18 protein-coding genes and 1 pseudogene are annotated in these 20757 nt (G+C 67.4%); 5 read left to right on the top strand and 14 right to left on the bottom strand.

Going from position 1 to position 20757, the window contains the following annotated elements:
- The first annotated feature begins 109 nt into the window (after positions 1–109).
- Genes IG08_RS0115600 through IG08_RS0115590 form a run of 3 tightly spaced genes read left to right on the top strand, consistent with a single transcriptional unit; the run spans position 110 to position 3116 of the window.
- Positions 110–1144 carry an Lrp/AsnC family transcriptional regulator gene (locus tag IG08_RS0115600; protein ID WP_030601594.1) on the top strand — a complete coding sequence of 345 codons (1035 nt, stop codon included), beginning with the start codon at positions 110–112 and terminating at the stop codon, positions 1142–1144.
- Complete coding sequence (locus tag IG08_RS0115595; RefSeq protein ID WP_030601591.1) at positions 1141–2535, top strand: M20 family metallopeptidase; 1395 nt, start codon at positions 1141–1143, stop codon at positions 2533–2535. The genes IG08_RS0115600 and IG08_RS0115595 overlap by 4 nt, the downstream gene beginning before the upstream one ends.
- Positions 2532–3116: a TerD family protein gene (locus IG08_RS0115590; RefSeq protein ID WP_030601587.1), complete on the top strand. Its 585-nt coding sequence runs from the start codon at positions 2532–2534 to the stop codon at positions 3114–3116. Before IG08_RS0115595 ends, IG08_RS0115590 begins: the two co-directional genes overlap by 4 nt.
- A 51-nt stretch (positions 3117–3167) precedes the next feature.
- Here the strand turns inward: IG08_RS0115590 and IG08_RS0115585 are convergent, their stop codons facing one another.
- Positions 3168–3710 (bottom strand): YcxB family protein, encoded by a 543-nt coding sequence (locus tag IG08_RS0115585; RefSeq protein ID WP_030601583.1) that lies wholly within the window; start codon positions 3708–3710, stop codon positions 3168–3170.
- 218 nt (positions 3711–3928) lie between these two features.
- On the opposite strand from IG08_RS0115585, the gene IG08_RS0115580 reads away from it, so the two are divergent.
- Positions 3929–5548 carry a recombinase family protein gene (locus IG08_RS0115580; RefSeq protein WP_052424710.1) on the top strand — a complete coding sequence of 540 codons (1620 nt, stop codon included), beginning with the start codon at positions 3929–3931 and terminating at the stop codon, positions 5546–5548.
- On the opposite strand, the gene IG08_RS0115575 is transcribed toward IG08_RS0115580, so the two are convergent.
- The 4 genes and pseudogenes from IG08_RS0115575 to IG08_RS54215 form a co-directional block, all read right to left on the bottom strand.
- Positions 5545–6663, bottom strand: a complete 1119-nt coding sequence (locus IG08_RS0115575; RefSeq protein WP_106980947.1) for an IS630 family transposase — start codon at positions 6661–6663, stop codon at positions 5545–5547. The genes IG08_RS0115580 and IG08_RS0115575 overlap by 4 nt on opposite strands.
- A 218-nt stretch (positions 6664–6881) precedes the next feature.
- Positions 6882–7721, bottom strand: a complete 840-nt coding sequence (locus tag IG08_RS0115570) for a hypothetical protein (protein ID WP_158812237.1) — start codon at positions 7719–7721, stop codon at positions 6882–6884.
- Between the two features lie 273 nt (positions 7722–7994).
- Complete coding sequence (locus IG08_RS0115565; protein WP_030601571.1) at positions 7995–8177, bottom strand: hypothetical protein; 183 nt, start codon at positions 8175–8177, stop codon at positions 7995–7997.
- 513 nt (positions 8178–8690) lie between these two features.
- A pseudogene (locus IG08_RS54215) lies at positions 8691–9137 on the bottom strand (replication initiator).
- Positions 9138–9310: 173 nt separating this feature from the next.
- Between IG08_RS54215 and IG08_RS59015 the strand changes: the two are divergent.
- A complete protein-coding gene (locus IG08_RS59015) occupies positions 9311–10066 on the top strand; it encodes an HNH endonuclease (protein WP_106980943.1) in 756 nt (251 codons plus the stop codon).
- A gap of 175 nt (positions 10067–10241) precedes the next feature.
- Here the strand turns inward: IG08_RS59015 and IG08_RS0115550 are convergent, their stop codons facing one another.
- The 9 genes from IG08_RS0115550 to mreD form a co-directional block, all read right to left on the bottom strand.
- Entirely contained in the window at positions 10242–11030 is a 789-nt protein-coding gene (locus IG08_RS0115550) for a hypothetical protein (RefSeq protein WP_030601563.1), read from the bottom strand.
- Positions 11027–11587, bottom strand: a complete 561-nt coding sequence (locus IG08_RS0115545; RefSeq protein ID WP_030601560.1) for a hypothetical protein — start codon at positions 11585–11587, stop codon at positions 11027–11029. Before IG08_RS0115545 ends, IG08_RS0115550 begins: the two co-directional genes overlap by 4 nt.
- A 452-nt stretch (positions 11588–12039) precedes the next feature.
- A complete protein-coding gene (locus IG08_RS0115540; protein WP_030601558.1) occupies positions 12040–12456 on the bottom strand; it encodes a hypothetical protein in 417 nt (138 codons plus the stop codon).
- A 284-nt stretch (positions 12457–12740) separates the two neighbouring features.
- Positions 12741–12926, bottom strand: coding sequence for an ABC transporter permease (locus IG08_RS0115535; protein WP_030601555.1), 186 nt, complete (start codon positions 12924–12926; stop codon positions 12741–12743).
- 1 nt (position 12927) lies between these two features.
- Positions 12928–14895 (bottom strand): TIGR03960 family B12-binding radical SAM protein, encoded by a 1968-nt coding sequence (locus IG08_RS0115530; RefSeq protein ID WP_030601552.1) that lies wholly within the window; start codon positions 14893–14895, stop codon positions 12928–12930.
- A gap of 80 nt (positions 14896–14975) precedes the next feature.
- The gene (locus IG08_RS0115525) at positions 14976–16475 is read right to left on the bottom strand and encodes a CYTH and CHAD domain-containing protein (protein ID WP_030601549.1); all 1500 of its coding nucleotides are present in this window, start codon (positions 16473–16475) and stop codon (positions 14976–14978) included.
- An 81-nt stretch (positions 16476–16556) separates the two neighbouring features.
- Positions 16557–17756, bottom strand: coding sequence for a rod shape-determining protein RodA (gene rodA / locus IG08_RS0115520; RefSeq protein ID WP_030601546.1), 1200 nt, complete (start codon positions 17754–17756; stop codon positions 16557–16559).
- Entirely contained in the window at positions 17753–19999 is a 2247-nt protein-coding gene (gene mrdA, locus IG08_RS0115515; RefSeq protein ID WP_030601544.1) for a penicillin-binding protein 2, read from the bottom strand. The genes rodA and mrdA overlap by 4 nt, the downstream gene beginning before the upstream one ends.
- Positions 20000–20079: 80 nt before the next feature.
- The gene (gene mreD / locus IG08_RS0115510) at positions 20080–20757 is read right to left on the bottom strand and encodes a rod shape-determining protein MreD (RefSeq protein ID WP_030601542.1); all 678 of its coding nucleotides are present in this window, start codon (positions 20755–20757) and stop codon (positions 20080–20082) included.

Below are 20757 nucleotides of genomic sequence, written 5' to 3'. Positions count from 1 at the left end.
CCATTGACGGCCCACGAGACGACATCATGCAAGTAAAATGCTTGTTGCGCTCATATCATTCAGATGAAGTCGCTGCTTGAAGGATTCGTTCCATGAGTGGATGTACGACATGAAAGCTCTGGACGCTCTGGACGACGAAGACCTCGACCTCGTCGCCGCGCTCCAGCACGCCCCGCGGGCCCCGCTGAGCCTGCTGGCGGAGGTGCTGGGCGTCTCGGCGAGCACCGCGGGACGCAGGCTGGCCCGGCTGGAGTCCGAGCGGCTGCTGCGGGTGATCGGCCAGCTCGCCTGGTCGGTGTCCGGCGAGGGCCACCCGTGGCAGGTCTGGGTGACCGCGGAACCCGGCCGGGCGACCGAGGTGGCCCGCCGCCTCGCCGACCTGCCCGGGACGAGCCATGTCGCCGTCACCGCCGGGCAGTCGGACGTCTACTGCTCCGTCCAGCCGGCCCGCCGCGACCGGACCACCGAGCTGCTGACCCGCACCATCCCCGCCACCCCCGGCGTCCGCTCCGCCCGCTCCGAACTCGTCCTCTCGGCCACCACCAAGTCCGACTCCTGGCGCCTGCCCCGCCTGTCCGAGGACCAGGTACGACGCCTCACGGAACACGCGGCCCAGGACGAGGCGGTGGACACCCCGGCCCGCCACGGCACGCTCACCGACGACGAACTCCGCACCCTCCGCCTGCTCGCCGCCGACGGCCGGATCACCGCCGCCCAGGTCTCCCGCGAGCTCGGCATCGGCCAGTCCACCGCCTACCGCATCACCCAGTCCCTCCTCCAGCGCGGCCTGGTCCGCCCCCGGGTGGAGATCGAACCCGGCCTGCTCGGCTACGCCCTGGAGGTCGCGATCACCCTGACGGTCTCCCCCAGCGCGATGGGCGAGGTGGCCCGCACGCTCGCCCGACACCCCTCCGCCCGGTACGTGGTCACCACCGCGGGCACGTCCTGCGTGATCCACCACGGCGTCTTCCGCGACGAAGAGGGCCTCGCCGAGTTCCTCACCCGGGACCTGGCCGACCTGCCGGGAGTGACGTCCTTCGACGTCTCCGTCCTGCTGGACGCGCTACGACGGCACTGGCTGGACCGCGAGGACGGCCGCCTGGCCGCACACGACAAGCCGGAGAACGGGGACGACACCGCATGACGACACGCGAAACGGCGATCGACCGGGCAACCGCCTACTACGACTCCGGCACCTTCCTCACCGACCTGCGCCGCCGGGTCGCGATGCCGACGGAGAGCCGGCCGCCCGCGGACACGACCCGCCTGCGCGCCTACCTGGAGGACGAACTCGCCCCGGCGACAAGCCGCTTGGGAGCGACGGTCCGCATCCTCGACAACCCGGTCCCGGACGCGGGCCCCTTCCTCCTCGCCCACCGCCACGAGGCGGACGATCTGCCCACCGTCCTGGTCTACGGCCACGCAGACGTCGTCCCCGGCCAGGACGGCCGCTGGCGCGCGGGCCTGTCCCCCTGGGACCTGGTCGTCGAGGGCGACCGCCTCTACGGCCGCGGCACGGCGGACAACAAGGGCCAGCACACGGTCAACCTGGCAGCCCTGGAACAGGTGTTGGCGGCCCGAGGCGGCAGGCTCGGCTTCAACCTCAAGCTGCTCATGGAGACGGGCGAGGAGTCGGGCTCCCCCGGCCTGCACGAGTTCTGCCGCCGTATGAAGGACGACCTGACGGCAGACGTCCTCATCGCCTCCGACGGCCCCCGCCTCGCCGCCGACCGCCCCACGCTCTTCCTCGGCTCCCGCGGCGCCGCCAACTTCCGCCTCCGCGTGCCCCTGCGCGCCGGCGCCCACCACTCGGGCAACTGGGGCGGCGCGCTGCGCAACCCGGCCACGGTGCTCGCCGCGGCACTGTCCACCCTGGTCGACGCCCAGGGCCGCATCCTCGTCGAAGGCCTACGACCGCCCGCGATCCCCGAGCCGGTGCGGGCAGCCCTCGCGGACCTGACGGTCGGCGGCGGCGAGGCCGACCCCACGGTCGACACGGACTGGGGCGAGCCGGGCCTCACCCCCGCGGAACGCGTCTTCGCCTGGAACACCCTGGAGGTCCTCGCCCTGTCCGCCGGTGACCCTGCCAAACCGGTCGGCGCGATCCCCGGCACGGCACACGCGGACGTACAGCTCCGCTTCGTGGTGGGCACGGACTGGCAGAACCTGGAATCGATCGTCCGGGCCCACCTCGACGCCCACGCCCTCCCCATGGTCGAGGTCGAGGTCCTCCAGGCGGTCCCGGCAACGCGCCTCGACCCCGGCTCCCCCTGGGTCCACTGGGCGAAGGCCTCCCTCCACCGCACCACCGGCAAGATCCCGGCGATCCTCCCCAACCTCGGCGGCACCCTGCCCAACGACGCCTTCGCGGAGATCCTCGGCCTGCCCACGATCTGGGTCCCCCACTCCCACCCGTCCTGCGCCCAACACGCCCCGGACGAGCACATGTTGGGGACGGTGGCCAGGGAGTCCCTGGCAGTCATGGCGGGCCTGTTCTGGGACTTGGGAGAAGACCCGGGCAATATGTGCCCATGATTACGCTTACGAAGGAAGACGGTCCCGCGGACCTGGACGGCGTGACCCACCTCTCGATAGGGGTCTCCTGGGACCCCACCGCCGGCAGCAGCGGCGGACTGATCGGCAAGCTCCGCCACAAGACCGGCACCGACCTCGACCTGATCGCCATCGCGATGCACGACGCGGACCCGGTGCGCCTGGCGGGCCTGGACTCCCCCGACCCCATCGGCAACGGCTCCCTGCTGCACAGCGGCGACAACCAGACCGGGCACGGGGAGGGCGACGACGAGACGGTCACCGTCCAGTTCGACAAGATCCCGCCGCACATCACGTCGATCGTGTTCGTCGCCGCCGCCTACAAGAAGGGCAGCTCCTTCCAGAAGGCGCGCAACATCAGTTTCAAGGTCTACGACGCGACCGGCAGCAGCACCCAGCAGGTCGCCGACATCTGGCCCTCCATGCTCACCACGGACAACGGCTGCGCCGTCGCCAAGGCCGTGCGCACCGGCGCCAGCTGGAAGCTCGAGGTCATCAACACGACCGGCAAGATCAAGCAGGGCGACGAACTCGCCCTGATGCGCTTCGCCGCGAGCAAGTAGAGCGCGACCACGGTTCCCGCCGGCCCGAAACACCGGCGGGAACCGCCCGGCCTACAACCGACGAAGGTTCCGATCCAGTACGGCCCGCAGCGCGTCCACATCGGCCGGATCCTGGGCTCCACGCTTGGGAACCACGAAGAAGATCCTGGTCTTCACGGTCGTGAGGGCGAACAGCTCGTCGGTCTCGACGTACCAGGGGAACGCCTGCCAGTCGATGGTGCTGGCCTGGTCCCCACCCGTGGTCGTCAGGCCCTCCTCGCCGACCACCGTCCGGCAGGTCCCGTACTCCTCCATGTCCCCGACCTGCTCCCGGGCGACCCGGGTCAGCGTCCTGACGGTGGTCACGACCGCGGTGACCACGGCGGCGACGACCAGAAGAGCCACGACCGCGGGCGAGAAGCCCCTGACCTCCGCGAAGGCCAGCACGAGCACCGTGATCAGCGCCGCCGGGATGAGTACACCCCGCCGCCCCGGCCAGGTCCCGTAGACGTAACGGCGCAACGCGGCCTCGTAGTCGGCCGGCGTCGGCTCATAGACGAACACGATCTCCGTGTCCCGTCCGGCCGACTGTATGGAATCCCCACCCTTGTGCATGGCGCGGATCCTAGGTCCCGCAATGCCCGGAAGGGGAGATCGATCCCGCCGATCTCCCCTTCCTCGAACCCACTTCTTACCTCAGTGGCTGTGCCCACTCCCCGCCGCTTGCTTCACCGTCAGGGGCAGCAACTTCTTGCCGGTCGGGCCGATCTGGATGGACGTGTCCATCTGCGGCCATATACCAACTCGCCTAAATCCGCGCTACGTTGCTCGACATGGCCAAACGAACCAGGACGCGAGCCGCAGCAGAGCAGAAGCAGTACACCGTTGAGGCCCAGTGGACGGAGGCGGATCTTGCCCTGTTGAAAGATCTTAAGAAGGCGGAGGCACTGTTACCGGACGACGCTCCCCGAGCCCTGTTGTCCGTGCGGCTGTCCGTTCTCACCGACGACACGACGTCGCCTGTGCGCCAAGAACTTGATCTACGCATACTCGCCAGGGAGCGGGGCTATCGAGTCATCGGAGTCGCCAGCGACCTCAACGTCTCGGCGACCAAGGTCCCGCCGTGGAAGCGGAAGGAACTTGGGGACTGGCTCAACAACAGGGTGCCGGAGTTCGACGTCCTGCTCTTCTGGAAGCTGGACCGCTTCGTACGACGCCTCTCCGACCTCAGCACCATGATCGACTGGTGCCTGAAGTACGGGAAGAACCTCGTCTCCAAGAACGACTCCATCGATCTGACCACTACGGCTGGAAAGATCATGGTCACGATCATCGGTGGCATCGCCGAGATCGAGGCAGCCAACACGAGCACGCGCGTCGCGAGCCTTTGGGGCTACACAAAGACCCAGAGTGACTGGCTCGTAGGTAAGCCGACGTACGGCTACGAAACAGCGAATGACGAGGCCAGCAGAGTCGTCCTCGTCATCGATCAGGACGCGTACAGGGCACTGCGCTGGTGCCGCAACGCCGCGCTCAGGGCCAAGCCCGCTTCCGCTCGTCGCATGGCCAAGGTCCTCGTCCGCGCCGGACTCTGCGGGCCAGGGCTGACAACAGCGACGATGCTCCGCAGGCTCAGGAACCCGGCGCTCATGGGCTACCGGGTAGAAGAGGACAAGACCGGGGGCGTACGCCGCTCGAAGATCGTGCTGGGCGCCGATGCCAAGCCCATCCGAGTGGCGGACCCGATCTTCAGTGAGGACGAGTTCAAGAGTCTGCAAGACGCGTTGGACCGACGCGGGAAGAACCAGCCCACCCGAAGCCCGCAGGGAGCCACGCAGTTCCTCGGAGTCCTGATCTGCGACGACTGCGGCTCACACATGACGGTGCAGAAGAACCGCGTCAAGGACCGCTCCTACATGTACCTCCGGTGCGGCAAGTGCAAGGCCGGAGGTCACGGCGCCCCGAACCCCTACGAGATCTACAGCAAGCTCGTCGAAGACGTGCTGAGAGTGCTCGGGGACGAGCCGGTCATGACACGCGAGTATCGGCAGGGCGCTGAGGCCCGCAAGGAACAGCAGCGTCTCGAACAATCCATCAGCTACTACATGACCGGGCTTGAGCCGGGAGGGCGCTTCACGAAGACCCGGTTCACCAAGGAGCAGGCGGACAGGACGTTGGACGACCTGATCAAGCAACTGGAAGCGATGGACCCCGAGTCCACTCAGGACCGATGGGTGGCCGTACACAACGGCAAGTCGTTCCGCGAGCGCTGGGAGGAAGGCGGCATGGAGGCAATGGCTGCCGATCTGCTTCGGATCGGCGTGAAGTGCAAGATCAAGAGGACGAAGGTACCGGGGATGCGCGCTCCCCGTATCCACATGAAGCTCATGATCCCCAAGGACGTCCGGGACCGCCTAGTCCTCAAGGAAGACGACTTCGCCGAGGTCTTCTAGTGTCCTGCGTCGGAGATCCGTCGGCAGAAGCGGGCGAGGGAGTCGAAGGTCTCTTCGGCTGTCTTGGTCCAGATGAACGGCTTAGGGCCCTCGTTCCAATGCTTGACCCAGGCCCGAATGTCGGCTTCAAGGGCCTGGATGTTCTTGTGTGCGCCGCGGCGGATCATCTGGTGGGCGAGGTAGCCGAACCACCGCTCGACCTGGTTGATCCAGGACGAGCCGGTCGGGGCGAAGTGCAGCTCGAACCGCGGGTGTTTGGCCAGCCAGGCCCTGATCGCCGGTGTTTTGTGGGTGCCGTAGTTGTCCACGATCAGGTGGACCTGCAGGTACGCGGGCACCTCCTTGTCGATGCGGATCAGGAACTTCTTGAACTCCACGGCCCGGTGGCGTCGGTGCAGGGCCGTGATGACTTCGCCGGTGGCGACGTCGAACGCGGCGAACAAGGTGGTCAGGCCGTTGCGCACGTAGTCGTGGGTGCGCCGCTCGGGCATGCCCGGCATTATCGGCAGCACCGGCTGGGACCGGTCCAGGGCCTGGATCTGCGACTTCTCGTCCACCGAGAGCACCACCGCGCCCTCGGGCGGGTTGAAATACAGGCCGACGACGTCGTAGACCTTCTCGATGAACAACGGGTCCGTCGACAGCTTGAAAGTGTCCGCCAGATGCGGCTTGAGCTGGAACTGCCGCCAGATCCGGCCCACGGTGGACTTCGACAGACCACTGTGCTCGGCCATCGATTTCCGCGACCAGTGGGTGGCGTTCTTCGGGATCTCCTCCAAGGTCGTGACCACGACCGCCTCAACCTGATCGACACTGATGGTGGGCGGCCGGCCCGGCCTGGGCTCGTCGGCCAGACCGTCCAGCCGTTCGGCGAGGAAACGCCGCCGCCACTTGCGGACGGTGTCCGCGGTCACCCCAAGATCCCGGGCGACCGCGACAATCGGCGGCACCTCAGGCCCCGCACACACCAGCACAATCCGCGCCCGCAAGGCCAGGGCCTGGGCCGATGTCGCCCGACGCGTCCACCGCTCCAACACCGCCCGCTCCTCAGCGGACAGCAGCAACGGCTCCAACTTCGGGCCCCGACGAGGAACTGACGCACCAGCAGCAGAAATCACACACCAACTAACGAGCAACTACTGGCGCAGGACACTAGTGAGTTGTCGGCGGTGCCGTTGATGGGGCTCTTTGAAAACGGCTCTGGCCGCAGTTCCGTGAATCTCCAGGTCAGCGAGGGGAACGAGCCAGCGAGCTATGTACGACCGAGCCTCGTTCGAACTCCTCTGGACCCGCATCCTCACCCAGCCGTGACCGGCTCCGGCCTGTTGCAGCACTACCGGGACAGGAAGACGGACGCTGCACCTGCCAGCAGCGGGCCGACGACGACCAGGTTGGTCTGAATATCGCTGAAGGCCGTGCGGTCGACGCCCAAAGACGTCTCCAGCCGAGAACGCTTGTCCAAAGCTTCGGCCAGTTCATCGGGGGCGAGGGTCCCCAACGGGTGGCATAGATCAACCAGTTCACGACCGCGCTGACGAAGTTTCGCCGCCACGGGTGTGTACACGATCGCGACGAGGGCGGAGTTGCTGGCTCCGAAGACCAAAGTGGTCTCGATGCTCGTCTGCTCGGTCATGCGCTGGCTGGTGGCCTCAGCGATCACCAGCAGGGCAACGATCCCGCCCATGACGGTTAGCAGCGACTGCAGCAGCCGACCCGCAGCGATCAAGGTTCCGAGTTGGAGACCGGGCGAGGCGTGGGCAGTGTCGGCCCGAATGCGTGCCACATGGCCGACACCCACAATGGTGGCCGCTCCGGGGGCAAGTCCGAGTACGGCAAGCACGATCAGCACAAGTGCTCGCCAGGCGCCGACAAGGTCCCCGCGCAGCACCACGATCAGCACCATGCCGCTGACTGCATACAGCAGGGCCAGGCGCCAGGCCACAACCTGCACCGGTACGCCACCAAGCCCGGCGAGTTCTGTCCAGCGCCGCAGGCCATGAACGAAAGCAGCCCCACTCGCGGCGGCCAGTGCAACGGCGGCACAGCTCCAGATGAGCCAATCATCGGAGCCTCGGTATGCGGACGTCAGCACCACAGTGAGCCCAATGGCGCCGGACAAGGGCACCGTCAGGCCCGCAAGATATGGAAACGGTGTACTACCCGCAACACTCATCCACGGCCCCCGTCTCCTCGCCGATCAGCACAGGCTCAGACCGCCCGTCCATCGGCCTCAGATGGCAACGCCTGAAGTGCCAACTCAGACTCCCCCGTCCGCAGACGGCTCACACCCTGAACCGCCTGTCCCTGGAACGCGGCTACCGAGATAAGACCCAAGATCAAGTCAAACAGTGCGGGCTACCTCACATGTTTGAGCCCCAGATCGCCAGCCCGTCTTGGCCTTCACGCAACTGCGGCCAGAGCCGATTTCAAGAATCCCCATCACCGTTCATCGCTTCTTCCAGAACGCCATCAGTTCCGCAAGAGCTCTGATGATCTCCGGACGCCCTGCCGCCTCGGCTTTGTGAAGACTGACGACTAGCGACAGAAGGATCATCACGACCAATAGGCCGACGACATGGAGAAAGATCTGCGGAGCAGCCACGGCCACTTGCTCCAGTACGGCCCACATGCCGCCTCCCGAGGACGGTGTCAGCCGCCGCTTCCGAGAGACTTCGCCAACGAGCAAGGCCTCAACGAAGGCAGGCGGGCGCCTGGCAAACGCAGTGCCCGCCGGTTGCGCCCCGTGACACGGGGGTCTTCGTTGAGGTGCTTCGGTGTGCGTGTGGATGCGGGCAAGCGACGCCGAGCAGAGCCACCGCCCAGGCGTCGGTCTGTCACGCCAAATCCAGGCGACAACGAATTCCCATGCCCGTTGTCGCCACGAAGTGGCGCGCCATCTCACTCTACGAGAGGGGGTCGGGACAATCCACAGTTCGAGACCTATCAAGCGCAGCCGCGTTCCCAAGGACCCCGGGCTGGCGGCTTCTTGGCGCTCGAGAACCACAATCCGGGCTCGAACGGTTCTTCTGTCCCGTCGTCGTCGATGATCACGATCTCGCTATCGATCAGGCTCGCAGTCCCGTCGTGGGACGTCTGGGGTAGCGCCCCCCAGCACGGGGTTCACGTTCGGCCGGAGCGGTTATCAGCACCACTCCCCCTCTTGCGGCGCCTCGGTAGCCAGTCTCCGAGACTCCGCCAGGCCATCGGCGACTCCGGCCGCGATGAGTGCAGCTCCGGGCGTGTGGCCGGAGCCGACGTAACGCCAACTCCGGTCGATGACGGCGTCGGGAACCTCAGCATGGCCCATGTGATGGGCGCGTTCGGCGCGGAGTGCCGCGTACGTCGTCGAGTAGGCACGCGACTTCGTGAGTACGTGGCCCCGGTAGCCAAGGGTGTGGGCTCAGGCCCGTAGGCGGAGGTGCGCGTACTCGGGAAGAGCGCCGAGACGCCAGCAGGTATGCATAAGGGCGCGGACATGCTCGCTCACAGGCGCCGATTCGACGTCGTCCCACGAGCTGATCGGGTGGTCGAGGCCGGCGCCCATCTCGCTCGCACCCTTCGTGACGTACTTGGCCACATACGCGGCCACGGCGTCATCGATGTCTCGGCAGGACGCCGCTGGACGAGGTCGGTTTGTGTGGTTGCTGTACTTCGCTACTGTGCCGCGCGACGCTGGCCGGTACGAGGCTCGGTTCTCAGTCTGTAGCTTCTCTGCGTGGCCATGGTGGGACCCGACGCCAACGTCCACCATGAGGAGGCAGCATGACGAGGATGGTCCGCCTGGGTGATCGCAGCAAGCAACCGACCTGGTTGTGGCTGATGATCTTGACGGCTCACCGTGGACTTTGCGTGCACTGCGGGCGATCGCGTGCCGAGACACTGGAGCACGAGAGACCCATCGCCGACCAAGGCGCAGACGTCTGGTGGAACTTCGTTCCGTCGTGCATGGACTGCAACCGTTGGAAGAACGGTCGCAGCGCGAAGGAATGGGTTCGAGACATGGACCTGCATCACCGCTATCCCGCTGTCGGATTCGCGAAACGAGCTATGAGGCCCGGGGTCTACGCCGGCATCACCAGGCGGGTGGAGCGCACCCAGCGCGAGATAGCCGACCCTGACCGTCGCGACTGGTTCCGGCACCACTACGGACTGGAGAGGCACAGACGCAAGGCAGAGATGTTCGAGGCGCTCGGCCGCTGCCGAGAGGAGCTGAAGGGCTATGCCCATTATCCGTGGCGTACGCCAAAGGTCCGCGAAACCAAGGCCGACATCTGTCTACGCCTAATCTGCTGCGGTCACATGCACCCTGACGCTCGATCGGTGCACGCCATGCTCAGCGCTGAGCAGTACCAAGCGTTCCAGCGAGCCGCATACCGAGAGCGGGTCCATCTAGGGGAGTTGCTCGGGAAGATCGTGCGGCAATACCTCACGGAGAACGCTGAGCAGCACGAAGGCGGAGGTACCGGGGCAGGTGCCGGAGACCGATCGGGCGCGGCTAACGCTCGTCGGTCGCTGTGACTGCAGCCTGACGCAGGGCCGTGACCCCTTTCCCAGGAACGTCTCAGGAAGGGTCAGCTGTCGTGGCGACGTTCGCTCCACCTCGGAGTCTGAGGCGCTCGTAGGAGCCAGCGCCTACGAGCGGGCAGTCTTTCAGCCACACATGGAAGGCTGCGGGCAAGTGGGTACAGGCGCCTCAGTCAGTTGTCTGCACCCAGAGCCGGGGCGGGTTCTTCCCTTCCTTCAAGAAGGCATCGACCATGCGCATATCCGACGCGAAGCCGACCGAGGCGTTGTCTGCCAGGAGATCCAACTGATCCGGACTCCATTGATCAACATTGCCGTCGAGCAGCACAAATCGTTGATCCCGAGAGTAGCGAGCGCGAGCAAGCTGCTGCACCAGGACGAGAGCGTGCTCGGCTGCTTGCTTGCTACTGGCGGCCTGAACCAATACCTCACGCTTCGGAGCGTTCACCCGAGCCGTTGGACGCACCTCACCGCCTCGCGGGAGGCGCACCGATGGGCGCTTTTGGTACTCGAGGTGGGCAGAGCTGAGGAAGGCGTATAGCGACCGCTCCAAGGTGCTCTCTCGCCCACCCTGAGCGAGCCACCTCAGGCTATCCGTGGTCAGCGCTGCGCCAGCAACGTCAGCTACCAGGGCACCGGCGCAACGGATCGAGCGGCGACCAGTGATTCGTCCGTGGATTTCTTTCAGGTGGTAGCCGTCGAGGATCTCTGCCCAAGCCTTAGCTGCGCGCCCTCCCCCAAGGTCCACACCGGCGTCCAGCAATCGCATGGCCGCGACACCGGCGTCGCTGGCAAGAACTTCCTGACCGGATACGCGGAGAAGCACGGTGACCCCATCACCGTCGCTGAAGAAGAGGCCCCCGGTGAGCGCGACTGTTCCAGGCTTCCCGCCAGGGGCAACCGTCCATCCAGGGAGCTGGTCACGGACAGAGGAGGGCAGTAGGTCGTCCCTGATCATGGGTACTCCTCCAGTCCCTCTAGCGGTAGCGTGTCGGGCGGTACCGGCGGGCTATACCAGGTGTACCCGGTACCGATCGCGATGTTGCACTCGCTCATGAAGTCAAGCAAGACCCGACGGTACTCCTCATCCAAGAAAGCAAGCGACGTGTCCACAGGGACCGTCGGGTCATGGCGTATGTCCGTGGGCGCGTATACGTCCTTGTTGCCGCGAGCCTCGCTCCAGCGGTGCTTGTGGGTACGACATATGTAGTCCTCGCCCACTCGGTCACGGTGAGTGCCCCGCACGTCAAGCCGCCGCACGTTCGTGCCGCTGGGCAGATGTCGCAGGATGAGTGTGTACTCCCAGACGAGGTCCACCTTGATCCGGAACAGAAGATCAAAGCGATCCGGCAAGTCGCTGCGAACTGGCACATTGCCCTCAAGCTGCGACGGCCGCCCGTCCTTGCGAATACTCTTGGACTTCCACCTGATCGGGGCGTTGAGCTGCGCATTCACGGTCGCGCTCAAGATCTTTTCTGCTACTTCATCCGTGCATTCGCCCGCCCCCACCACCATGTGACGATCATAGGATGCACGTCTACGTAAGGGAATAGATTCGAAGAGTCACAACGAGCAACACAGTCAGCTTTAAAGGGCTCCACGACATCAGCACAACGAACTCACACACCCTTTGAGCCCCTAGCAGATAAGGGAGGAGCTCAAAGAGTGCACGACTGTGCACAAGCTTGGAACCAGTCCTCAGGCCCACTCCACTGGGGAGACGATCTGCGAGCAACTCCCTAGGCCCGGCAGCGGCGTCCGGGAGAAGGCCGATGGGACCGGCAACCGAGAACGCGAAGCCTCAACCACCCGATCAAGCACCTCGCTCACCTCAGCGCACATGCCAACTCGAAGCCGGTGCCGACGCCGCGCTCTTCACCGTAAGCGGCAGCAGCTTCTTGCCCGTCGTACCGATTTTCATGGCCATGCCCATCTGCGGAATGACCAACAACAACTGCCGCAAGCCGTCAGTAGCTGGCAGTGCGATTGAAGCTGGTGATGTTGAGTTTGACGCCCTTCGCACTCTTGAGCGTCGTGGGGTACTCGCCTCGGGCGGTCTGGCCGGGCTGCACGTCGGTCTCCAGTTGAGTTCCGTTCTCCAAGCGGGTGCCGTTGGCGTCGACCACCTCCCAGTCCCATGAGTAGTCGGACTTGTCGCTGCTGCTGTTCTTGATCGTCCAAGCGATCCAGATGTTGGTGAGACCAGCCTCTGATCGGTCGTCCAGCCGGAAGTTGACGAGATCCGCTCGTTCGCTGTTGCCCTGGGGTTCCTGCCCCGTCTCTTGCGTCGTGTTACCGGCGGTGGTCGTGCTGGGCGCAGGTGTGGTGCTCTCATCGCCGTCCCCGAGGGCGATCACCAGCACGACCACGACGATGACGACCACCGCGGCCAAGGCGCCGGCGCATCCCCAGAGACAGCCACGCCCCCGCCGCTGCTTCTGCGGCGGCCCAGGAGGAGATGCCCACTGCCCGGGAGGAGGAGCATCTCCCCGGCTCCCCCACCGCGGACCACTCGCCGGAGATCCGCCTGCTGGCGGCTCGCTCGCTGGCATGCCCACCTCCTTCGTAGCGAATATCGCCACGCTAGGAAGCAGGGAGACCTACCGCGAGCTGAGAGCGCCACTCAGGCGACAGCCGTACGGCCCTCTCACCCTGGGCGACCAGCGCCTCAGATCCACTCCACCTCGGAGTGAACGATCGCCGAGCCCCCAGGCGGCGGCAGGGGCGTCCTCGGCGTCTCCCGAACGATCACCTGTCGCCCGCGCTGGGCACCGAGCGTGATGAGGACGGTAGCTGCTTCTTCCTCGCCGCCGTCCCCCAGGGCCTCCACGATGCGACGCAACGCCTCGCTCACGTCAGTGAGCGTGTCCGCTGGTCTCAGACTTCTTGACCGTAAGAGGCAGCAGCTTCTTCCCGGTCGGCCCGATTTGTATAGCCGTGTCCATCTGCGGACACACCCCGCAGTCGAAGCAAGGCGTCCACCGGCAGTCCTCGACCTCCGTCTCGTCGAGGGCGTCCTGCCAGTCCTCCCAGAGCCAGTCCTTGTCGAGGCCGGAGTCGAGGTGGTCCCAGGGGAGGACCTCCTCGTACGTCTTCTCGCGCGTCGTGTACCAGTCGACGTCCACGCCGAAGGCGGGCAGCGTCTTGTCGGCGCACTGCATCCAGCGGTCGTAGGAGAAGTGCTCGCGCCAGCCGTCGAAGCGGCCGCCGTCCTCGTAGACCGCGCGGATGACGGCGCCGATGCGGCGGTCGCCCCGCGACAGCAGGCCCTCGACGATGCCGGGCTTGCCGTCGTGGTAGCGGAAGCCGATCGAGCGGCCGTACTTCTTGTCGCCGCGGATCTTGTCGCGGAGCTTCGTGAGGCGGGCGTCCGTCTCCTCGGCGGAGAGCTGGGGCGCCCACTGGAACGGAGTGTGGGGCTTGGGGACGAAGCCACCGATCGAGACCGTGCAGCGGATGTCGTTCTGGCCCGAGGCCTTGCGGCCCTCGGCGATCACGTTCATCGCCATGTCCGCGATCTGGAGGACGTCCTCGTCGGTCTCGGTCGGCAGGCCGCACATGAAGTACAGCTTCACCTGACGCCAGCCGTTGCCGTACGCCGTCGACACCGTCCGGATGAGGTCCTCCTCGGACACCATCTTGTTGATGACCTTGCGCATGCGCTCCGAGCCGCCCTCGGGGGCGAAGGTCAGGCCCGAGCGACGGCCGTTGCGCGTCAGCTCGTTGGCCAGGTCCACGTTGAAGGCGTCGACGCGGGTGGAGGGGAGGGAGAGACCGATCTTGTCCTCCTCGTACCGGTCCGCCAGGCCCTTCGCGATGTCGCCGATCTCCGAGTGGTCCGCCGAGGACAGGGACAGGAGGCCCACCTCCTCGAAGCCCGTCGCCTTCAGGCCCTTCTCCACCATCTCGCCGATGCCCGTGATCGAGCGCTCGCGCACCGGGCGGGTGATCATGCCCGCCTGGCAGAAGCGGCAGCCGCGGGTGCAGCCGCGGAAGATCTCGACCGACATGCGCTCGTGGACCGTCTCGGCCAGGGGGACGAGGGGCTGCTTGGGGTACGGCCACTCGTCCAGGTCCATGACGGTGTGCTTCGACACCCGCCACGGGACACCCGACTTGTTCGGTACGACACGGGCGATACGGCCGTCGGGGAGGTACTCCACGTCGTAGAACGCCGGGATGTACACCGAGCCCGTCTTCGCGAGGCGGAACAGGACCTCCTCGCGGCCGCCGGGCTGTCCCTCGGCCTTCCACTCGCGGATGATCCGCGTCATGTCGAGCACGGCCTGCTCGCCGTCGCCGATGATCGCCGCGTCGATGAAGTCCGCGATGGGCTCGGGGTTGAAGGCGGCGTGCCCGCCGGCCAGCACGATCGGGTCGTCCAGCCCACGGTCCTTCGACTCCAGCGGGATGCCCGCCAGGTCCAGCGCCGTCAGCATGTTCGTGTAGCCGAGCTCGGTCGAGAACGACAGCCCGAACACGTCGAAGCCGCGCACCGGCCGGTGGCTGTCCACCGTGAACTGCGGGACGCCGTGCTCCCGCATCAGCGCCTCCAGGTCCGGCCACACGCTGTAGGTGCGCTCGGCGAGGACGCCCTCCTGCTCGTTGAGGACCTCGTAGAGGATCATGACGCCCTGGTTGGGCAGCCCGACCTCGTACGCGTCCGGGTACATGAGCGCCCAGCGGACGTCGCACGACTCCCACGGCTTGACGGTGGAGTTGAGCTCTCCGCCGACGTACTGGATCGGCTTCTGCACATGCGGGAGCAGAGCTTCGAGCTGCGGGAACACGGACTCCGCGGCCGCAGCGACTTCGGCAGGCATCTCGCGCACCTTCGTGGGCTGGACTGAACTGACAGGGATGGCCATCTAGCGTAACGCGATCGCGACGGCCCTCCGCACGCTCAGAAGTCCGGCCCGCCCTTGGCCCCCGCCCAGAAGCCCGGCACCTCGGCCTCCACCGCCGCCGCCCGCTGCTCCTCACGCCCGTACAGCAGCCCGTAGGTGAAGGCGCTCTCCCCCGCCCCGTGCGCCTGCTGGGCGAGCTCCCGCAGGGCCTCGCGGACCATCACGCTGTCCTGGTGGTCGCCGAGCAGGCTCTGCAGGGCCTTCATCGACTTGACCAGGCCGGTCGCCGGGTCCCCGAGCGCGGGGCTCGCGGCCTCGGCCGCGTATCGGGTCCGCTTGGCCTTCTTGCGCGCCTCGTGCAGCGCGAAGTCGCGGTCGTGCCCGGGCGGCAGCTCCACCGCCTGCTCGACCAGCGCGGACACCTTTGAGAAGTCCTTGCGTACGGCCTTCGCGACCACCTTCTCCGGCTTCCCGCCGGCCCCCTCCAGCAGCGGCGGATCGGCGACGAGGGCGTCGAGCGTGCCGAGCAGCTCCAGGTACCGCTTTCCGTCGAGTACGGCGATGAGGCGGCGGCGTGATCCTCCGCGCCGGGCGTGCGACCAGGTGCGCAGTCGGGTGCGGACCGGGCCGAGGAGCAGGGCGCGGGGCAGCTCGTCGAGGGCGGCGGCCAGGCGCTCGGTGAGGACCTCCTGATCGCGGTCGACGCCGAGCTCGCCGGCGAGCCACTTCAGCTCCTCGCCGATCGGGTCGGTGACGGTGCGGTCGAGAACCTTGCCGTACGAGCGGAAGGCGCTGCGCATCCGGCGGGTGGCGACGCGCATGCGGTGCACGGAGTCGTACACGTCCCGCCGGACGGCCGGGTCGAGCTCGACGATCGCGTCCCGCTGGGCGCGGACGTAGGCGAGGACGTGGTCGCCGGCGGTCACCGGGTCCGGCGCGGGCTTGCGCTTCTTCCGCTTGGGGCCCGTCTCCGCGAGCGCCCGCGCCAGCTTCGAGGCCGACCCCGAGGGCCGCACCCCCGCCTTGCGCAACCGCTTCTCCACCTTGTCGAGGAAGGCCACATCGCCGCCGTCGGCGAGCTCGACCTCGATCTCGGTCCACTGGGCTGTGCCGCCGCCGTCGGTGAGCCGTTCGGCGTGTACGGCGTCGACGCTGGCCTCGGCGAGCAGCCCGCCCTCGGCGTCGACGAGGTGACGTACGTCCCGGTCGGAGCGGAGCCGGACCACGGGGACCAGCTCGGCGTCGCGGACGCGGGAGCGGAGGAGGCCGGAGAGGGTGCGCGGGACGGTGTCGGAGAGGGGCGCCTGGATCTCGTCCCGTACGCCGGGGGCGACGGGGAACTTCAGGTGCCAGCCGGCGTCGGAGCCGCCGGTGCGGCGGCGCAGGGTGATCGAGGACGCGGCGAGGCGCTCGTCGCGGGTGTCGTAGTAGGTGGCGTCCAGGTGTGCGACACCCTTGTCGATGACAGCCGTGACCCCGGCGACGCCGGTGAGGTCGGGCAGCCCGCTCTCGTCGGACTCGTACTTACGCTCGATCTCGCGCTTTGTGTCCGCCATGACCTGAATCTAGTTGGTGTCCGGGCGGGACGGCAGGCCCCACCCGGGACGAATCCCGGGGAAACCTGAGGTGAACAACATCTAGGCGGACATCGGCCGCTGCACTCTGATCGACTGCAACAACCCCACCGCCACCCATACGGAGAACATCGACGAGCCGCCGTACGACACGAACGGCAGCGGCAGACCGGTGACCGGCATGATCCCGAGGGTCATGCCGATGTTCTCGAAGGTCTGGAAGGCCAGCCAGGCGACGATCCCGGCGGCGACGATCGTGCCGTACAGCTCGGTCGAGTCGCGGGCGATGCGGCAGGCGCGCCACAGCACCACGCCGAGGAGCACGATGATCAGGCCCGCGCCGACGAAGCCCAGCTCCTCCCCCGCCACCGTGAAGACGAAGTCGGTCTGCTGCTCGGGCACGAACTGGCCGGTGGTCTGCGAGCCGTGGAAGAGGCCCGAGCCCGTCAGTCCGCCCGAACCGATCGCGATGCGGGCCTGGTTGGTGTTGTAGCCGACGCCGGCCGGGTCGAGGCTGGGGTTGGCGAAGGCGGCGAAGCGGGCGATCTGGTACTCGTCCAGGATGTGCAGCTGCCACACGGCGATCGCGCCGGCGGTGCCCGCGCCGAGCAGCCCGAACACCCAGCGGTTGGTGGCGCCCGAGGCGAGCAGCACGCCGAGCACGATGATGACCATGACCATGACCGACCCGAGGTCGGGCATGAGCAGCACGATCAGCATCGGTACGGCGGCCAGACCCAGCGCCTGCAGCACGGTCCGGTGGTCGGGGTAGGGCTTGTCGCCCGCGTCGACCCGCGCCGCCAGCAGCATCGCCATGCCCAGGATGATCGTGATCTTCACGAACTCCGAGGGCTGGAGCGAGAAGCCGCCGCCGAGCACGATCCAGGAGTGGGCGCCGTTGACCGTCGAGCCCAGCGGGGTCAGCACCATCAGGATCAGGAAGACCGAGGCGCCGTAGAGGAGCGGGACGGCCGTGCGCAGGTTGCGGTGGCCGAGCCAGACCACGCCGATCATCAGGCAGAACCCGATGCCGGTGTTCATGAGGTGCCGGATCAGGAAGTAGTACTGGTCGCCCTGGTTGATCTCGGTGCGGTTGCGGGTCGCCGAGAAGACGAGGATCGAGCCGATCATCGACAGGGCGAGGGCCGAGAACAGTATCGGCCAGTCCAGCCGGCGGGCGAGGGAGTCACGGGCGAGCAGGCGGGTCCAGCCCGCCCGCGCGGGCCCGTACCCGGAGACCTGGAAGCTGTTGGCGCCGGTCATGTGAGCATCCTCCGGCTTCCCCTTCTGCGCGGCCGTCGGCGGGTGTTCCGGTTCCCTGTCGTCGGCGTGTTCACGGTGGCCGCCTGCTGGGTCTCGTCCGGCTCGGCCGCGCCCTCCTGGGTGGCCCGCTGGTCCTTGGCCGGGTCCTTGACGACCTTCGGGGACTTGATCGTCCCGTCCGTGCGGACCGTCGGCAGGCTCTTCTGCGGGGTGGACAGCAGCGCGTTCTTCTTGTTGATCGTGCCGTCGTCCGAGACGCCGTAGAGGGCGTCGTAGATGTTGCGGACGGCAGGGCCGGAGGCGCCGGAGCCCGTACCACCCTGGGAGATCGTCATGACGATCGCGTAGTCCTTGGTGTACGTGGCGAACCAGGACGTCGTCTGCTTGCCGTAGACCTCGGCGGTACCGGTCTTGGCGTGCATCGGGATCTTGTCCTGCGGCCAGCCCCCGAACCGCCAGGCGGCGGTACCGCGGGTGGCGACGCCGGCGAGGGCCTCGTCCATCTCGGCCAGGGTCCGGCCGCTCACGGGCAGCTTGCCGTGCGACTGGGGCTTGATCTCCGAGACCTGCTTGCCGTCGGCGCTGAGGACGGCCTTTCCGACCGTCGGGTCGTACAGGGTGCCGCCGTTGGAGATCGCCGCGTAGATCGTGGCCATCTGGATCGGGGTGACGAGGGTGTCACCCTGGCCGATGGAGTAGTTGATCTCGTCACCGGCGCGCATCTTGTTGCCTTCGAGGCAGTTCTCGTACGCGATCTTCTCGACGTACGAGCCGTCCTTCTTGCCGGTCTTGCACCAGGCGTCCTTGTTCGCCTTCCAGTAGTTCTGCTTCCACTGGCGGTCGGGGATGCGGCCGGTGACCTCGTTGGGCAGGTCGATGCCGGTGGTCGCGCCGAGGCCGAACTGGTGGGCGGCCTTGTAGAAGTAGTCGTTGGTCTTGCCCTTGGGGTCGATGCCGCCGTCCCTCTTCCACTCGCTGTGCGCGAGGCGGTAGAAGACGGTGTCGCAGGAGACCTCCAGGGCCCGGCCGAGGTTGATCGGGCCGTAGCCCTGCGACTCGAAGTTCTTGAAGACCTGGCCGCCGACCGAGTACGAACTGGAGCAGTCGTAGCGGCCGTCGAAGTCGTAGCCGGCCTCGACCGCGGCGGCCGTGGAGACCACCTTGAAGATCGAGCCGGGCGCGGCCTGACCCTGTATGGCCCTGTTGAGCAGCGGGTAGTTGGAGTTCTTGCCGGTGAGCTTGGTGTAGTCCTTGGCGGAGATTCCGCCGACCCAGGCGTTCGGGTCGTAGGTCGGGTTGGACGCCATGGCGACGACGCGGCCGGTCTTGGCCTCCATGACGACGACCGCGCCGGAGTCGGCCTTGTAGTTCTCGCCGGTGTTGTCGTCGTACTGCTTGCGGGCTTCCTTCATCGCCTCGTTCAGCTCGTACTCGGCGACCCGCTGGACGCGGGAGTCGATGCTGGTGACGAGGTTGGAGCCGGGCTGGGCCTCGTCGGCCTCGGCCTGGCCGATGACGCGGCCGAGGTTGTCGACCTCGTAGCGGGTGACGCCGGCCTTGCCACGCAGCTCCTTGTCGTACTCGCGCTCCAGGCCCGAGCGGCCGACCTGGTCGGAGCGCAGGTAGGGCGAGTCGGTGTCCTGGGCCTTGGTGATCTCGTCGTCGGTGACGGGCGAGAGGTAGCCGAGGACCTGGGCGGTGTTGGCCTGGCCGGGGGCGGCGTAGCGGCGGACCGCCTCGGGCTCGGCGGTGATGCCGGGGAAGTCCTCGGCGCGCTCGCGGATCTGCAGGGCCTGCTTGGCGGTGGCCTCGTCGGTGATGGGGATCGGCTGGTAGGGCGAGCCGTTCCAGCAGGGCTGCGGCGTCTCGGCGTCGCACAGCCGGACCTTCCGCATGACCTCCGCGGGCTTCATGCCGAGGACCTTGGCCAGCTTGATGAGGACGGCCTTGCCGTCGTCCTTCATCTTGAGCAGGTCGGTGCGGGAGGCGGAGACCACGAGCCGGGTCTCGTTGTCGGCCAGCGGCACACCGCGCGCGTCGAGGATCGAGCCGCGTACTGCGGGCTCGACGACCTGCTGGACGTGGTTGCCGGATGCCTCCGCGGCGTACTCGTCGCCCTCACGGATCTGGAGATACCAGAGGCGCCCGCCGAGGGTGCCGAGGAGGGACAGGACGAGGATCTGGATCACGATGAGCCGGATCTGGACCCGTGGGGTCCGTCCGGTCTCGGGGATGTTGGTCACTGCGGCTGCCGCCCCCTCTCAGTGTGTGTACGTGTCATATACGGCGAACCTGTGAACGCGGCCCGCCAACTCCCGCGTACTCACAGCCGCTTGACCCCCTTGATGCGACCCACGCGCGCGGTACGGGTCCGGGCCTTGGTCTTCAGGCCGCCGAGACCGCCCCGCTGACCGCCGATCTTGAGGCCGGTGCCCGAGGAGAGCCAGCCCGAGGAGATGTCCGCCGACTTGGCCGCGGAGTTCGTCTCGGCCAGCGGGTCGTTCTCCGCGCGCCGGGCCAGCGCCATGATCCCGGGGACGACGAACGGGGCGAGCAGCAGGTCGTACAGGGCGGCCGTGAACAGGAGGCTGCCGAGGCCGACATGGCGGGCGGCGGTGTCGCCGACGAGGGCGCCGACCCCGGCGTAGAGCAGGGTGGTGCCGACGGCGGCGGCGACCACGACGACCATGGGGCCGGTGGCCGACTTGAGTCTGCCGGTCTCCGGTTTGGCGAGGCCGGCGAGGTAGCCGATGACGCACAGCACGAGGGCGTACCGGCCGGCCGCGTGGTCGGCGGGCGGGGCGAGGTCGGCCAGCAGGCCCGCGCCGAACCCGACGAGGGCGCCGCCGACATGGCCGTAGACCAGGGCGAGGCCCAGCACGGTGAGCAGCAGCAGGTCGGGGACGGCGCCCGGGAGGTGGAGGCGGGCGAGGACGCTCACCTGGAGCACCAGGGCGACGACGACCAGGGCGGAGGAGAGCAGGATCCGGTTGACACGCAT

This window comes from Streptomyces fulvoviolaceus (genome assembly GCF_000718165.1).
GTDB classification, from domain to species: domain Bacteria; phylum Actinomycetota; class Actinomycetes; order Streptomycetales; family Streptomycetaceae; genus Streptomyces; species Streptomyces fulvoviolaceus.
The sequence above is the reverse complement of the archived record's forward strand: the minus strand, read 5'-3'. Positions and strand labels throughout refer to the sequence as shown.

Coding starts and splice junctions, on each gene's coding strand:
- IG08_RS0115600 (WP_030601594.1), top strand. CDS start 110: ATGAAAGCTCTGGACGCTCTGGACGACGAAGACCTCGACCTCGTCGCC.
- IG08_RS0115595 (WP_030601591.1), top strand. CDS start 1,141: ATGACGACACGCGAAACGGCGATCGACCGGGCAACCGCCTACTACGAC.
- IG08_RS0115590 (WP_030601587.1), top strand. CDS start 2,532: ATGATTACGCTTACGAAGGAAGACGGTCCCGCGGACCTGGACGGCGTG.
- IG08_RS0115585 (WP_030601583.1), bottom strand. CDS start 3,710: ATGCACAAGGGTGGGGATTCCATACAGTCGGCCGGACGGGACACGGAG.
- IG08_RS0115580 (WP_052424710.1), top strand. CDS start 3,929: ATGGCCAAACGAACCAGGACGCGAGCCGCAGCAGAGCAGAAGCAGTAC.
- IG08_RS0115570 (WP_158812237.1), bottom strand. CDS start 7,721: ATGAGTGTTGCGGGTAGTACACCGTTTCCATATCTTGCGGGCCTGACG.
- IG08_RS0115565 (WP_030601571.1), bottom strand. CDS start 8,177: ATGTGGGCCGTACTGGAGCAAGTGGCCGTGGCTGCTCCGCAGATCTTT.
- IG08_RS59015 (WP_106980943.1), top strand. CDS start 9,311: ATGACGAGGATGGTCCGCCTGGGTGATCGCAGCAAGCAACCGACCTGG.
- IG08_RS0115550 (WP_030601563.1), bottom strand. CDS start 11,030: ATGATCAGGGACGACCTACTGCCCTCCTCTGTCCGTGACCAGCTCCCT.
- IG08_RS0115545 (WP_030601560.1), bottom strand. CDS start 11,587: ATGGTGGTGGGGGCGGGCGAATGCACGGATGAAGTAGCAGAAAAGATC.
- IG08_RS0115530 (WP_030601552.1), bottom strand. CDS start 14,895: ATGCCTGCCGAAGTCGCTGCGGCCGCGGAGTCCGTGTTCCCGCAGCTC.
- IG08_RS0115525 (WP_030601549.1), bottom strand. CDS start 16,475: ATGGCGGACACAAAGCGCGAGATCGAGCGTAAGTACGAGTCCGACGAG.
- rodA (WP_030601546.1), bottom strand. CDS start 17,756: ATGACCGGCGCCAACAGCTTCCAGGTCTCCGGGTACGGGCCCGCGCGG.
- mreD (WP_030601542.1), bottom strand. CDS start 20,757: ATGCGTGTCAACCGGATCCTGCTCTCCTCCGCCCTGGTCGTCGTCGCC.